This is a genomic window from Actinopolymorpha sp. B17G11 (assembly GCF_040196095.1).
In the GTDB taxonomy this organism is placed as follows: Bacteria; Actinomycetota; Actinomycetes; order Propionibacteriales; family Actinopolymorphaceae; genus Thermasporomyces.
Map to the genome: position 1 here is coordinate 99137 of NZ_JBEFTW010000005.1, position 14574 is coordinate 113710.

Sequence of the window (14574 nt, forward strand, 5' to 3'; positions counted from 1 at the left end):
GGTCGGCACACGTGGTTGGCTAGCACCTGTCGGGACTGCCCTCGGAGGGCTCCCATCGCATGAACCTAGTGAATGAGGGTCCCCTCACCGAAGAGGTACGCCATGACCGAGGAGCAGCGGGCCGCCGTCCGGTTCTGGCGTACCCACTGGCGGACGCAGGCGTGGCGCGCGCGAGCCGCGCGCGACGACGCCGAGCCGTGGTCGCTGCCGATTGTCGTCCGGGTCGAGCGGGACCGGACGCCCTCGCACCAGCAGGCGATGTACGCCTCTGCACTGGCGGTCGTCCGGCTCCTGGCCGATCCCGCCGCCGCGCCGGACTGCCCGTGGCACGAGCCACTCGAACGCTGGGCGGACGGCCGGATCCGCAAGGTCGTACGCCGCGCGCGGGGTTCGCGATGGCTCGACGTCGCCGCGCTGCCGGGCGTCACGGCGACGGTGGACGACGCCGAGGTCCGCGCGCTGCTGCCGCATCCGGTGTCGGAGGTCCCGCCGCCGGTGGGAAAACTCCAGGTGGAGGGGCTCGACCTGGACGTCGATCCTGACCGGTCTCCCGGCCGCTTCCCGCTCGAGGACGTAGGGGCGGAGGCGGAGGCGGCCGGCGGTCCGACGTTGACGATCGTGTTGGCGCCCCGGCTGGCGATGTCGACCGGCAAGGCGTGCGCGCAGGTGGGACATGCGGCGCAGCTCGGCCTACTCGAGCTCGGCGCGGAGCGGGTGTTCGGCTGGGTCGACGCCGGCTTCCCGCTGCGGATCGTCGAGGCGTCACGAGAGACGTGGCGCGGCGTCGTCGGGGGAGAGGTCGAGGCGGCGCTGGTCACCGACGCCGGCTACACGGAGGTCGAGCCGGGCACACACACGTGCGCGTCGACGTTCGCCGAACTCGCGTCTCTGCGCCCATGAACGCTCGCCGGGTCCACGGCGCGGCGGTGGTCTTCGACCTGTACGAAACGCTGGTCACGGAGGTCGATCTCGTCGTCGGTGGAACGGCGTCCGGTCGCGTGCCCGCGGACCGGCTCGGCATCGATCGGGGCCTGTTCGACTCCCTGTGGCGGGCACGCAAGCACGAGCGGATGACCCGACTCCTCGCGTTCGAGGACGTGCTCGCGGAGGCATGCGTACGCAGCGGGTGTCGGCCCGACGCCGAGGTGCGGGCGCGGATCGAGGAGCTCGCCGCCGAACGCACAGCCGCGAAAACCTCGGTCCTCCGTCGCGTCGATCCGGCAGTGCTGCACACCCTCGACCAGCTCGCGAGGGCCGGCTTTCGGCTCGGACTGGTCAGCAACTGCTCGGTGGAAGAGGTCGAGGGCTGGCCGTCGAGTCCGCTCGCCCGCCGCATCGACTCCGTCGTGTTCTCCTACGACGTGGGCGTGGCGAAACCCGACCCTGCCATCTACCTGGTGGCGTGCAAGCGTCTCGGCGTACCCGCGGAAGCGTGCGTCTTCGTCGGTGACGGTGGGAGCGACGAGCTGGCGGGCGCTGCGGCGGTCGGCATGCGGGCGTTCGCGGCGCGATGGCACGTCAACCGTTGGCCGACGGAGGTACGCCGGCAGGCGGTCGCGCGTACGCAGGGCTTTCCGGCTCTCACCGCTCCCGCCGATCTGCTCGCGGTGCTCGCGGGGTAGGAGCCAAGCAGCCGCCGGGCCTGGTTCGACGCGCGCCACACCACGCCACGCCGGTTGACCGGCAGGCGCTGAGGTTGCGAAACCAGGCTCGTCCACCGTTCGTTGGGGAGGCCGTGGGAGGTGCTGGTGTGAAGGTCGCCCTCATCGCCGGGGCGGTTGCCGTTGCGCTGTTCGTCCTCGATCGTGGCCTGCTCTGGATGGAACGCCGGCGATGGATCTACTACCGCCGGACGAAGAGCAGCGGGGGGATGAGCCTCGAGATCTCCCAGCTGTTCGATCCGACCGCCCGGTTGGTGAAGCGGGAGATGGAGCAGGAGACCGTGCGCAAGGTCGTACGCCCGAGTGGCGACCCGCCGTTCGACGTCGACCTCGACGCCCATGTGGTCCGCGTACGCCGGCAACCACGTCGGAGTGCGCCGGACTAGCCGGAGGCCGCGGCGGACCACAGTGGCGAGAGGACACTTCGGAGGGCGTCGAGGCCGTCGAAGTGGACGCCCACCATTCCTGCCGCTCGGGCACCGTCCACGTGGCCGGGCGTGTCGTCGACGAACAGGCAGCGCGACATATCGGCGCCCACCAGGCCGGCGGCGTGGCGGTAGACCTCGGCGGCGGGCTTGGCGACGCCGATGCGTGAGGTGTTGACGACCGCATCGACGGCGTCGGCGATGCCGAGCCGGTCAAGGTCGTCCTCCAGGCGGGTCGTCGCGTTGGACACCAGGACCACCGGCACGTGCTGGCGGACCGTGGCCAGGAGTTCGAGCATGTCCCGGTCGACAGCGCCGATGAGCGCGGACCAGGCGTCCACCATGGCCTGCGCCTCTTGCGGTGACCCGTACGCCGAAGCGAGGTCGGCGACGATCGCGGCCCGCCACTCGGTGTCGGTCACCTGACCGGTCACCGCTGGTTGCAGGCGTGCGGGCGCGAAGGCGGTGGCGGCGAGGGTGCCCGGCGGTAGTCCGTGCGTACGGTCGATCCGGTTCATCGCATCGGGGTCCCAAAGCCGGACCACACCGTCGAGATCGCACAGCACCGCGTCGAACGGGACCGAAGGCATGGCGCCGATCCTGCCAGGTCCCGTCGTGCGAGTGCCGGCCCCACCGGTGCAGAGGAGGTCGGCGTGCGAACGTGCCGAGCGGCCCGCGGCGAGTGGGAAGTCGGCCGCTGTGGGCGCGCGAGCGGCTCGCCCTCGATGGACGACGGTGTGGAAGGTCGACCCGGTGGAAGGTAGTGTTCTGCGTCGATATCGCATGTCCGTTATGTCGGCAATGCTCAAGCGATGTGAGGAAGGCCGTGAGGATTTCGACCTCGACCGAACGCCCGTCAGATCGCGCCGAGGATTGAGCCGTAGGGGATGCGTCCCGGGCCGCAGGCACTGTGAAGGCCCGCACGGAGGACCAGGCTCATTGGCCGTCTGGAGAAACAGCGATGGACGACGCTCGCAGGGAAGTCCCGCGGATCACCGAGGGCATGCGCGAGGTTGCGTGGGCGAACCCGGGCCAGTGGGTGTACGTGATCGACCCGGATTTCGACCCAGACGGCGCTGTACCGGCGTGGGGCATCGAGGGTGCGTTTCCCACCAACCGAGCGGGTCAGATTCTCCGCGACGGATACCGTCCGAACGGCAAGTACCGACCCGGGCCTCGCCGGCGTGGCTTTCCGGTGCCGGTCAACCAGGTCGAACGCGCTCTCGAGTTGGCCGTCGCCGAGTACGGGCCGACGTCCGACCTGCTGGTTGCCCTACGCCAGGCCACCCTCGTGATCCCCGCCCTTCGCGGAGCCCGTGGCCAGATCCCGATCGTGACCGATTCCGAGGGACGCTCGCTGTTGATGGCGTTCACCTCGACCGAGCGAGTCACGGCAGGCGCCGCGGCCGGCGGACCGCCCCGGGAACTGGAGGTCCGCCGGCTCGCCGACGTGTTGCGACGCGTACGTGTGCGGCTCAACCCTGGCTCACCACCGTCGCTGACCCTGGATGGCCCGGAAATCCTGGAGGGCTGACCTGGGGAGAGGCGCGTCTCTCGACGGGTAGCCTCACGGCGACACGTGTTTACCGAGAAGGTCCGCTCGAGCCCGTCCCTCGTGCGAAGGAGCCTCTCACGCGCGAAGGATGAAGGATGTCGCTGCTGCAACGGGTCGACCTGGGCGAGGTTCCTTATCCGGAGGCCGTCCGCCAGATGGCCGGCTGGGTCGACGAACGCCAGCGCGGCGTGGTCGGTGACCGACTCTTTCTGCTGAGCCATCCGCCGGTGATCACGTACGGTCCGCGGACGCCACTCGAGGACCTGCCGCCCGCCGCGGCCGGCGTGCCGACGGTGCAGGTGGACCGGGGTGGGTACGCGACCTACCACGGGCCCGGCCAGCTGATCGGCTACGTGGTGGTGAACCTGCGAGAACGCGGCCCGGTCGACGTCGTCCGCTGGCTGGAGAACGGACTCGTGGCGGCGCTCGGCGAGCTCGGGTTCGCGACGATGCGGCGCGACACCCCGCCCGGGGCAGCGAGCCTCGTCGGCGTCTGGACGCCAGAACACCACAAGGTCGCGTCGATCGGCATGCGGATCCGGCGCGGCGTCACGAGCCATGGATTCGCGCTGAACGTCGACCCGGACATGCGGGTGTTCGACCAGTTCACGGTGTGTGGGCTGCAGGACGTGACGATGACGTCGTTGCGGAGGCTGGCCGACGCCTCGGGAGTTCCGGTGCCGTCCGACGCGGCGATCCGCGACGCCGTGGCCGGCGCGCTGGGTGCCCGAGCCAGCAGTGGTTGCGCTGACTGAGATTGCCCGCGTCACGGGAGCATGGCCAGGTCCGCCAGCATGGTCAGGCGTTCGTCCGGGGTGAGGACGGCGTACGGCGATGCGGCGCGCCGGTTGGTCTCGTCTTCAACCGCCTGTCGCTGCGGGCTCCACGTGCTGCCCCACGGCATCGCGACCATGTCCGCGGCCGAGAGCCCTGCCCGCTGCCAGGCGGCTGCGTGTGCGTCGGCGCGGTGGATCCGCAACGTCGACAGCCGGTTGAGCAGCAGCACGGGTGACGGCGTGTCCCTCGGTTCGAAGGGCGGCGCGTGCACCGCCCAGGCGTCGCCGCTGGTCGCAGTCGCCTGGGCGAGGATTCGGGCCACCAGGGTGTTGAGCCGTTCGACCGGACCGTTCTGCTCCTGCCCCCACCGCTCGGTCAGCACCCGTGCGTGCAGGGCGAACAGGTCGCGCAGAAACGCCTGTCCCCGCTCGGTCGCGGTGATCTCGCCGGCCGGGGCCCGGCTCAGTAGGCCATGGTCGACGCTGCGCTGCACGGTCTCGTCCACCTCGCCGGGGTCGGTGTAGCGGTACACGGCCGCCAGCCCGTCGCGGGAGACGGATCGACCGGCGGCGAGCGGGTTGCGCAGGTCGATGAGGTAGCCGACAGCCTGGCCGCCATAGGAGAGCACGAGCTCCCGTCCCTCGGTGCGCCCCGCGTGCATGCCGGCGATGAACGCGCGGGTGACGGCCGGGCCTACCAGCGCCGCGAACCTTGGAGGTGCAAGGTCGACGGAATTGGTCACGGCCGAAGCCTAGGGGGTGGGGGTCGGCGACGCCGACCGGAACAAACCCACAAGGCGCCCCTCAATGGAAGTCGCGGGACATGGTACGAATCGTGAGCGGTAGCGGGGCGAACTTCTCGGCAACGATGTTGGTGACACCCTGGGCGCGTTCGAGTCGGCCCCTGATGAGCAGGGCGGGTGAGTCGCGGGCGATCCGGCGGAAGCGGTCCCACACCACCTTGGGGCAGATGACGTTGACCATCCCGGTCTCGTCCTCGAGGTTGAGGAACGTCACGCCCCCGGCTGTGGCAGGACGTTGTCGGTGGATGACGACACCACCGACCAGGATCCGGCGCCCGTTGTCGTAGGTGGCGAGCCGGTCAGCGGGGACGACTCCCAGCGCCTCCAGCTTGTCGCGTACATGCCGGGTCGGGTAGTCGTCGGGGGAGATCCCGGTCGCCCACAGGTCGGCCATCACGCGTTCGGCGGGATTCATGTCCGGCAGGAGCGGCACCTGCTCCGGGATCGACGCGGAGTCGGCAGCCAGATGGTCGGGGCGTTCCTGCGCGGCACTGCCCGCGATCCACAGCGCCTGCCGGCGGCTGAGCTGGAAGCATCCGAACGCCCCCGCGGTGGACAACGCCTCCATCTGGGCGGAGGTGAGCCCCACCCGGCGAACGAGGTCGGCCTGGTCGGCGTAGGGCCCGTGGGCGTCGCGTTCGGTGACGATGCGCGTGGCGAGATCCTCGCCGATCGATTTCACCCCCGCGAGACCCAGGCGTACGGCGAACCTCCCGTCGCGGCGATGCTTGGCGTCGTCGGCGGGAGCGTCAGGATCGAAGGGCCCGGTGGGCGGCTGGTGGTCGGACAGACATGCCGGGTCACCGGTCGCGATGTACTCGGCGAGCCGCTCCATGCTTATGGTCGCGTTCGGCTCCTCGTTCGCTCCGTGGGCCGCTCGTTCCTCGCGGACCATTCTGCTCACTCGCTCGCCGAGCCGCTCCATCACGGGATGGACGCCGGAGGCGTGCAGATCGGGGTGGCGCACCTCCACACCGTGCCGGCGGGCATCGGTCACGAGGCTCTGCGGCGAATAGAAACCCATCGGCTGCGCCCGCAACAACGCCGCCAGGAAGATCGCCGGATAATGCAGCTTGAACCACGCACTCGCATAGACGAGCAACGCGAAACTGATCGAATGACTTTCAGCGAATCCGAAGTTCGCGAACGCCTCGATCTTTTCGTACAGCATGTCGGCGGTTTCGCCGGTGATTCCCCGCACGGCCATCCCGTTGTAGAGCTTCTCCTTGAGTGAGGAGATCTTTTCCAACCCACGTTTGGATCCCATCGCCCGGCGCAACAGGTCGGCGTCGTCGCCGCTGCAGCCGCCCACTTCCATGGCGATCTGCATGAGTTGCTCCTGGAAGAGCGGAACGCCGAGGGTACGTTCGAGCGCCGGCGCCAGGCTCGGATGGGGTGGGGTGGGTGGCTCCTGACCGAGCTTGCGCCGGATGTACGGATGGACCGCGCCGCCCTGGATCGGCCCGGGCCGGATCAGCGCGATCTCGATGACGAGGTCGTAGAACCGTCGCGGCCGTAGCCGGGGCAGGGTGGCCATCTGCGCCCGGCTCTCCACCTGGAACACCCCGACCGAATCGGCGCGGCACAGCATGTCGTAGACGCTCGGCTCCTCCTTGGGAATCGTCGCGAGCTCCCAGTGTTCGCCCAGGTGTGCCTCGATGTCGTCCATCGTGTATTTCAGGACGGCGAGCATGCCGAGGCCGAGCAGGTCGAACTTGACAAGGCCCATCCATGCGCAGTCGTCCTTGTCCCATTGCAGAACCGTGCGATCCTTCATGCGTCCGTGCTCGATCGGGCAGACTTCGCCGACTGGGCGTTCGGTGAGCACCATGCCGCCGGAGTGGATGCCGAGGTGTCGCGGAAATCTCAGCAGGGGTTCGGCGAGTTGCACCACGGCGGGCGGTACGTCGGTCTCGACCGTCGCCACACCGCTGCCCCAGGCGTCGACCTGTTTGGACCAGGCGTCCTGCTGTCCGGTGCTGTGGCCCAACGCCTTGGCCATGTCGCGGACCGCCATCTTCGGCCGGTAGGTGATGACGTTGGCGACCTGTGCCGCGTTGCGCCTGCCGTACTTTTCGTAGACGTGTTGGATGACCTCCTCTCGCCGGTCGGAGTCGAAGTCGACGTCGATGTCAGGCTCTTCCTCGCGGGTGGCGGAGAGGAACCGTTCGAACGGAAGGTTGTAGAAGATCGCGTCGACCGCGGTGATGCCGAGCACGTAACACACGGCGGAGTTGGCGGCGGATCCCCTGCCCTGGCAGAGAATTCCGCGCTCTCGGGCGAAGGTCACGATGTCGTGGACGATGAGAAAGTAGCCGGGGAAATCCTTCTCGGCGATGACCTGGAGCTCTTTTTCCAACCGGGCGTAGGCGTCGTCGCGGGCTTTACCGACGTACGAACCATACATTTCGTCGGCGCCGTCGAAGACGAGCTTGCGGAGCCAGCTCATCGGTGTGTGGCCGTCAGGGACGTTCTGTTTGGGGAGTCTCGGTTTCGCCCTGCGCAGTGGGAATGCCAGCTGGTTGGCGTAGTCGACCGTGCGGGCAACCGCGCCGGGATAGCGGGCGAACCGCTCGGCCATCTCCGCACCCGACCGCAGGAACGCGGTGCCGGCGGCGGGCAGCCAGCCGTCGATCTCGTCGAGGCTGCGGCGGGCGCGTACGGCGGCGAGGGCGGTCGCGAGTGGACGCCGGTCGGGAGTGGCGAAGTGCACGTTGTTGGTGGCGATGACGGGAAGCCGCCGGGCCTTCGCCAGCTCCGTCAAGGCGTCGTTGCGGTCGGTGTCGAGCGGATAGCCGTGGTCGATGAGTTCGACGACTACGTTGTCGCGGCCGAACAACGTGATGAGCCGGTCGAGTTCGCGGTCGGCGGCGGTCATGCCGTCGGCGTGGCCTCGGCTTCTGCCGGCATGGACGCTGAGGGTGCCGAGGGTGCCGGTGTTGCTGAGGGTGCGGGTGTTGCTGAGGGAGGCGGGGCCGTGCTCGAGGGCGCGTGGGACCAGGCCCTTGCGGCAGCCGGTGAGGATCACCCACTCGCCGTCCGCGCGCGCCGCGAGGTCCTCGAGGTCGTAGGTGGGGCGTCCCTTCTCTCCACCGCGCAGCTGCGCCTCGGTGATGGCGCCGGCCAACCGGTGATAACCCTCCTCGCCGCGCGCCAGCACCAGGAGGTGGCTGCCCTCCGGGTCTGCAATGCCGTTCTGCGGTTGGGAAAGCTCGAGGGAGAGCTCGGCGCCGAAGACGGTGGCGAGGTCGTAGCCTGCGAGCTCGGCGGCCTCGGCCATGCGTACGACACCGTAAAGACCGTCGTGGTCGGTGAGTGCGAGCGCCTGGAGGCCCAGCGCGACGGCGGTCTCGACGAGTTCCTCGGGATGGCTCGCACCGTCGAGGAAGCTGAAGTTGGAATGACAGTGGAGTTCGGCGTACGGAACGACCGGGCCGTCGGGGCGTTGCGGACGGTCCTCGGGCGGCGGATCATACGGCGGACGTACGGAGGTCCACGCCGGGCTGTCGCCGCCGTCGGCGTGTGGTGGCGGACCACCGGGGCGTCGCCGGCCGGAGAGCTTGCGTTCGAGCTCTGACCACGGGACCTGCGGGTTGTCCCAGCCCATCAGTGCCGCCCTCGGATGGGTCGGCCGGTGAATCCGGGGGCGGCTTCATGATCATGCGTGAGAAACAGGGCTTCTTCACGCCGAAAAAGCCCTGAAAGTGACGCATGATCATGAGCGGCGCGCGAGGTGGAGAGAAGGAGGAGCTCAGTCATAGCAGGCCTCGATCCACCATCGGCCGGTTTCAGCGTCCTGCACGTGGGAGGCCGTGGTACCCCGAGCGCTCGTGCCCGCACTGGGGTTTCCGGTGCTGGGGTTTCCGGTGCTGGAGCGGGCGTCAGCGTCAGGGATGCTGCTGGCATTGTTCCCAGAGGAAGTGGTCCCGTCGGGAGAATGGCCGTTGAAGCCAGAGACGCTGCTGATGCTGTTGGCGAGGGGGTCGGCGGTGGACCTGGTGCCGGCTTCGTACCGGAGGACGAACGCCCGCCCGTCAGCGCATGCGACCTGGAATCGCGCGCAGCGGCTGGCCGCCACCGGATCCCACCAGCGCTCGTCGACCGGCCAGGGACCCGCCCAGCCCGTGATGACCGAGTTGTCAGAGCTGTCCCGCTCGAGCAGGCGGCAGTCCTCCGACAAGGCACCGCGTTCGCTGATCTCGACCAGGTGGCCGGTCGCACCGAGGACCCGCACGGGTTCGGGCGTGGCCAGGACCGTGGTCGGGGCAGGAGGCGGGAGATGCCCCGGCCACGGTTGCCCGGTCGGGCGGGCAGGTGCGATGTCGTCGCCCCACGGCACCAACGTCATGCGTTCGGCCGGTGCCCGCCCTCCTGACAGAACGACGGTCACCACCGCTTCGTGCCCGAGTTGGCTCTGCACCCGGGTGAAGGCGCGGTGGATGCGTTCGTCGGGTGCCTGGTCGCCCCACAGACCGTCCTGGTACGCCCCGGTTGGGGCCACGTCGTCGGGAATCAGCCGGACGCGTACGACACCGGAGGTCAGTTCCTCGGTTGGTCTGCCATCGCCCGAGCCGCCACCCGATCCGCTCGATCCATCCGATCCATCCGAGCCGGTTGCGCCGGTCGAGCCGCCACCCACCGATGTTCCGCCTACCGACGTCGCGGCCGAGGTGTCGGACGCACGAGTGCTGGTCCCTTGCAGTTGCCAGCGCACCCGGTCGACGACATCGGCCGCGCTGAACCACCGCGGATGCCGCCACTGCCGGCTGCGCGGTTCGTCGCGTTCGGTGTCGATCTCGACCCGGAGACAGGTGCAGACCAGATCGCGTTCGGCGAGCCCGGCGACCAGGCGTTCGGCGGTGCCGCGGATCGCGAACGCCACCTGGTCGACCCGCTCGACCGGCGGCTCGAACGCGGCGTCCGTCGCCAGCTCGGGCGGCGGCCGCCGCGTCGCCAGCGGTCGGTCGTCACGGCCGGCGGCGAGCCGGTGCGCGGCGACACCGTCGTTGCCGAACCGGGCCAGCACCTGTCGGGCGGGCAGCGCGGCGAACGCACCCAACGTACGAATACCCAACCGGCGCAGCAGGTCGACGAGCTCGGGCCGGTCGAGTGTGTCGACCGGGAGCGAGGCGAGGCAGCGGGCGGACTCCCCGGGCGGGAAGGCCAGCTCCCGTTCGCCGGAGCGTTCGGCCAGACGCGCCGCCTGCTCCGCCGCGAACGGCCCGTCCGCGATCCCGATCACGCAGCTGTGGCCGGCCTCCTCGAGGTGCGTACGCAGGATCTGCCCGAACGTATCGCCGTAGTAGCGGCTCGGCCCCTTGGCCGCGAGCGCGCACCGCCCCGGTCGGATGACCTCGACGCCAGGGGCGAGGGCCTCGATCGCGGCGACGACCGGTTCGAACTCCCGGGCGTCGACAGCCGGGTCGTACGCCAACGTCACCAGGTCAGGGCACCGCGCCTGCGCCTCGCGGACCCGCAGCCCGCGTCTCACGCCATGCGCGCGCGCGGCGTGCGAACAGGCGAAGATCTGCCCCTTGTCGAGGACCGCGAGGGGAGCGTCCGGTGGTTGCCCGGCGTCTCGCCCGGCAGCGGTCACCGGCCAGTCGGGGAACCAGACGACGATCGTGCGTACGGCGTTCATCCCGCGCGCTCCCACCGGCGGCCAGGGAGGCTGGTGCGACCGGGACGGTCAGCAAGGTCGGGAAGCTCAGCAAGCTCGGTGAGCGGAGCGAGGTCGGCGCGATCCGCCGGTCCGGCGACGCGGACGTCCCCGGCGCGGTCGGGCAGCCACAACCGGGTCGTACGACGTCGCCCGCCGGTGCCCCGCCCCGTCGCCTCGACGGTCACCTCGCGAGACGTCAGGTGCCCGTGCCCGGCGCCGAGGCCGTGCCAGGTGCTCGACGTGATCGCCATCCGCAGTTCGCATCCCGGCCAGTCCGGGCGTTGGACGAGAAGGACGGCGCCGCGTTCGCGTACTCGGGCGGCCAGCCGCTGCGTCTCCGCGTCGTAGGGGCGGGCAGGTGGGCGGACGACCACGAGGTCGAGGACGTCGACCAGGGTCGCGACAACGTTGAGCCACTGTCGTCCCGGCGCCGGGACCAGGATGACCCGGGTGAGGTCGATGCCCAGCCCGGCCGCGGCTTCCGCGCCGAAACCGGGCATCCCGACCATCCCGCACCAGGAGCCCGCCCGGGACGCTCCGGCCAGGAGCGCCATGGTGAGCATCGCCGAACGCTGGACCGAATAGCTCGCGCCCCGGCGAAGTCCCCGCTCTGGCAGCAGGTCGCCGAAGGCCGGGAGCGCGGGGAGGGTGGGCACCGCCCGGCCGGATCCCGTGGCAGTCGCCGGGCGGGCCGCGAGCTCGGCCCGCAGCTCCTCCACCACCGCCGCACGGTTGCGCCTCGCCCGACTGTGGTCCGCGATGCCGGGTTTCGATCCGGTGCGTTCGGCCACGGCAGGCTGGCTTGCCGACGTGCGTACGACGTCGAGGGTGCGTCCCTGCGCAGAACCAGCCACCACTCCATCATCGAACGTACGTTCGATGGTGTCAATCTCTACTGCGCCAAGCTTTCTGGCGTGACCCCACGTAGGAACCGCCAGCTCTACAACACGATCCGGCCACCCGGACCCTCGGCGACCTCACGCCACGGCAGGCCTACCTCGAGGGGGCGATGGCCGGACACCGATGCCCGCGACTGAAGTCCGTGCCCAGTCGAGCCGAAAGCAAAAGCTTAAGCGAAGACTTGACTTTCTGGAGGGTCACCCCTACGGTTAAGTGCATGCTTAACCATGAGTCGGCGGCCGCGGATCGGGTGTTCCACGCTCTCGCCGAGGCCAACCGCCGGGCGATCATCCAGCGCCTGACCCGCGGCCCGGCGACGGTGAGTGAGCTGGCGCGCCTCCTCGGCGTGACGGTCGCGGCCACGGTCCAGCACCTGCAGGTACTCCAGACGAGCGAGCTGGTCCGATCGGAGAAGGCCGGACGCGTCCGCACCTGCCAGATCGATCCATCAGGCCTGCGGCGCGCCGAGGAGTGGCTGCGCCTCCAGCGAACGACATGGGAGCACCGCCTCGATCGCCTCGGCGACGTCCTCGGCGAGAGCGCGGCCGACCACACCACGACCACCACACCCCCGGACGACCCCTCGAAGGAGCCCAGATCATGACCGAGCACTCGGTGAAACACAGCACGTTCACGCTGGAGCGGACCTACTCCGCCTCGCCCGCACAGGTCTTCGCGGCCTGGGCCGATCGCGACACGAAGGCGAAGTGGTTCGCTGCCGACGACGCCGACTACACCCTCGACTTCCGCGTCGGTGGCGCCGAGGCCGCCCACGGACGCACCGACGACGGCGCAGAGATCGTCGCCGAGTCGGTCTACCGCGACATCCTGACCGACGAGCGCATCGTCTACACCACCCTGCTGTACGGCCGCGGTGTGCTGGCGACCGTGTCGGTGACCACCGTGGAGTTCGTCTCCAACGGCACCGGCACGCACCTGGTGCTCACCGAACAGGACACCTTCCTCGACGACCAGGAACAGCCCGAGTGGCGCCAACAAGGCACCGGCGACTGGCTCGACGCACTCGGCCGCGAACTCGGCCAGTCCTGAAGGGAGTGTCCCCCATGCACAGAACGAACGACCCGAACGCCGAAGCCGAGATCCGCGAGCTGTTCGAGACCCGCACGCAGGCACTTGCCGGCAAGGACGCCACCACGCTGGCCGCCGCGAACGACGCCGATGTCGTGGTGTTCGATGCCGTCGCCCCCTTCGCCCATCGTGGCGCCGAGTCGACAGCGCGAAAGCGGGAGTGGCTCGCGGCGTACCGCACCGGCATCGGCCACGAGATCCGCGACCTGACGATCACGGCGAACGCCGACCTCGCCTTCTGCCACTTCCTGGTCCGGATCAGCGGCACGATGCTCGACGGCACCGAAGTCGGCATGTGGGTACGCGCGACCAGCTGTCTCCGCAAACTCGACGACGGCTGGAAGATCGTCCACGAGCACGCCTCAGTGCCCTTCGAGGGCGAGACCGGCAAAGCCGTACTGACCGGCGACCTGTGACCCGAGCGGGCCTGCACGCCGCGGCAGACATATCTCTCTCATGTTGAGTGACCGACCCAAGGTCTTCGGTAACCATGCGCGGCTGGCCCCGGGCTATCCGCTCGGCCGGATCGGTACTCGCACGGAACAGACACCTACCACGTTCGGCTGGGTCGGTGGTGGCGGAAGCTACGTCTACGCCGACACCGCCACCGGCACCTCCTTCGCCCTGACCAATAACCAGCTCACCCCCCACTTCAACACCGCACAACGACTCGCCGACCTCACCACAGCCGAGATCAACCCACATGCGTGAGGATCGACACCAGGAAGCACAAGCGGAAGGAGCCCCATGCTGACGCAGGTCGCGGAAGGTGTGTTGGTCCACCAGAGCGAGTTGCTCCAGAACAACACCGTTGTCGTGCAGGGCAGGGCCGGCGTGTTACTCATCGACCCCGGGATAACAGGCGATGAAATGACCTGCCTCGCGAACGACCTTCGCGAGTGGGGCCAGACCGTCGCGGCAGGCTTCTCGACGCATCCTGACTGGGATCACGTGCTCTGGCACGCCGAACTCGGCGAAGCGCCCCGATACGGCACAGCCCGCTGCGCGGCTCATATGCGAGATCTGCGGTCGAACGCGGACTGGAAGGCCCGCGTCGCCGAGGGATTACCGCCGGAAATCGCCGAGGAGATACCGCTGGACCCGTTCGGCCTCATCACCGCTCTGCCTGCCGAAACTGCGCAGGTTCCTTGGGATGGCCCTCGAGTCCGGCTCATCGAGCATCCGGCGCATGCCCCGGGCCATGCGGCACTGTTGATCGAGGAACGCGGTGTTCTCGTCGCCGGCGACATGCTGTCCGATGTCTTCATTCCGATGCTCGACGACTTCAACAGCACCAATGACCCGATCGAGGACTACCTCGTTGGGCTGCGGCTGCTCGAGGACGTGGCGGACGAGGTCCATTTCCTCATCCCCGGTCATGGGTCCGTCGTCGGAGCTGATCAGGTACGCGCACGGATCGAACAGGACCGCGCGTACGTGCAAGCCCTGCGTGACGGCCATGCTCCCGATGACCCGCGGATCGGCCCATCGGCCAAGCCCGGCTGGGAATGGGTAAGCGACATACACGCAGGGCAAGCCCAGAGCCTCGCCCAAAGAAACGAACGCGACGCGACGTCCGGCTAGCGAACCGCTTGCGACACAAGCTGGCCGCCCTTACCCCAGCAGCGTGCTGCGCCAACGCCAGGGCTTCGAGCCGGCACGGCTGGCGCTCTGAGCCCGACCACACCACGCCGGACGGCCGA

At 69.4% G+C, this 14574-nt stretch carries 15 protein-coding genes; 10 read left to right on the plus strand and 5 right to left on the minus strand.

Translation table 11 applies throughout. The features are described 5' to 3' along the window. Positions 1-102: 102 nt before the first annotated feature. The 3 genes from ABN028_RS07685 to ABN028_RS07695 all read left to right on the plus strand — a co-directional run bounded on the left by ABN028_RS07685 (position 103) and on the right by ABN028_RS07695 (position 2047). Positions 103-900 (plus strand): peptidyl-tRNA hydrolase, encoded by a 798-nt coding sequence (locus ABN028_RS07685; RefSeq protein ID WP_349328381.1) that lies wholly within the window; start codon positions 103-105, stop codon positions 898-900. Next, a complete protein-coding gene (locus tag ABN028_RS07690) occupies positions 897-1622 on the plus strand; it encodes an HAD family hydrolase (protein ID WP_349696102.1) in 726 nt (241 codons plus the stop codon). The genes ABN028_RS07685 and ABN028_RS07690 overlap by 4 nt, the downstream gene beginning before the upstream one ends. A gap of 128 nt (positions 1623-1750) precedes the next feature. Then, a complete protein-coding gene (locus ABN028_RS07695; RefSeq protein ID WP_349696103.1) occupies positions 1751-2047 on the plus strand; it encodes a hypothetical protein in 297 nt (98 codons plus the stop codon). Here the strand turns inward: ABN028_RS07695 and ABN028_RS07700 are convergent. Then, the gene (locus tag ABN028_RS07700; RefSeq protein WP_349328378.1) at positions 2044-2676 is read right to left on the minus strand and encodes an HAD family hydrolase; all 633 of its coding nucleotides are present in this window, start codon (positions 2674-2676) and stop codon (positions 2044-2046) included. The two genes, ABN028_RS07695 and ABN028_RS07700, sit on opposite strands and share 4 nt — an antisense overlap. Positions 2677-3047: 371 nt before the next feature. Here ABN028_RS07700 and ABN028_RS07705 point away from each other — a divergent pair, with 371 nt between their 5' ends. Together ABN028_RS07705 and lipB are read left to right on the plus strand one after the other, a co-directional pair. Further along, positions 3048-3620 (plus strand): type VII secretion system-associated protein, encoded by a 573-nt coding sequence (locus ABN028_RS07705; RefSeq protein ID WP_349328377.1) that lies wholly within the window; start codon positions 3048-3050, stop codon positions 3618-3620. Positions 3621-3736: 116 nt separating this feature from the next. After that, positions 3737-4396 (plus strand): lipoyl(octanoyl) transferase LipB, encoded by a 660-nt coding sequence (gene lipB / locus ABN028_RS07710; protein WP_349696104.1) that lies wholly within the window; start codon positions 3737-3739, stop codon positions 4394-4396. Positions 4397-4407: 11 nt separating this feature from the next. Here lipB and ABN028_RS07715 read toward each other — a convergent pair whose 3' ends face one another. The 4 genes from ABN028_RS07715 to imuA' form a co-directional block, all read right to left on the minus strand. Continuing rightward, entirely contained in the window at positions 4408-5160 is a 753-nt protein-coding gene (locus ABN028_RS07715) for a hypothetical protein (RefSeq protein ID WP_349696105.1), read from the minus strand. Positions 5161-5221: 61 nt separating this feature from the next. Beyond that, entirely contained in the window at positions 5222-8827 is a 3606-nt protein-coding gene (locus ABN028_RS07720; protein WP_349696106.1) for an error-prone DNA polymerase, read from the minus strand. Positions 8828-8971: 144 nt separating this feature from the next. Further along, the gene (locus ABN028_RS07725; protein WP_349696107.1) at positions 8972-10861 is read right to left on the minus strand and encodes a DNA polymerase Y family protein; all 1890 of its coding nucleotides are present in this window, start codon (positions 10859-10861) and stop codon (positions 8972-8974) included. Beyond that, on the minus strand, positions 10858-11736 hold the full coding sequence (imuA', locus tag ABN028_RS07730) for a DnaE2-dependent mutagenesis accessory factor ImuA' (protein WP_349328372.1): 879 nt from the start codon (positions 11734-11736) through the stop codon (positions 10858-10860). Before imuA' ends, ABN028_RS07725 begins: the two co-directional genes overlap by 4 nt. A 263-nt stretch (positions 11737-11999) precedes the next feature. Here imuA' and ABN028_RS07735 point away from each other — a divergent pair, with 263 nt between their 5' ends. From ABN028_RS07735 to ABN028_RS07755, 5 genes are read left to right on the plus strand one after another with little or no spacing between them, the layout of a single operon-like run. Continuing rightward, positions 12000-12386, plus strand: coding sequence for an ArsR/SmtB family transcription factor (locus ABN028_RS07735; protein WP_349328371.1), 387 nt, complete (start codon positions 12000-12002; stop codon positions 12384-12386). After that, entirely contained in the window at positions 12383-12832 is a 450-nt protein-coding gene (locus tag ABN028_RS07740) for an SRPBCC domain-containing protein (protein ID WP_349328370.1), read from the plus strand. Before ABN028_RS07735 ends, ABN028_RS07740 begins: the two co-directional genes overlap by 4 nt. Before the next feature lie 14 nt (positions 12833-12846). Continuing rightward, a complete protein-coding gene (locus tag ABN028_RS07745) occupies positions 12847-13287 on the plus strand; it encodes a YybH family protein (protein WP_349696108.1) in 441 nt (146 codons plus the stop codon). A gap of 40 nt (positions 13288-13327) precedes the next feature. Continuing rightward, the gene (locus ABN028_RS07750; protein ID WP_349696109.1) at positions 13328-13582 is read left to right on the plus strand and encodes a hypothetical protein; all 255 of its coding nucleotides are present in this window, start codon (positions 13328-13330) and stop codon (positions 13580-13582) included. A 36-nt stretch (positions 13583-13618) separates the two neighbouring features. Next, a complete protein-coding gene (locus ABN028_RS07755; RefSeq protein ID WP_349696110.1) occupies positions 13619-14455 on the plus strand; it encodes an MBL fold metallo-hydrolase in 837 nt (278 codons plus the stop codon). Positions 14456-14574: the final 119 nt, after the last annotated feature.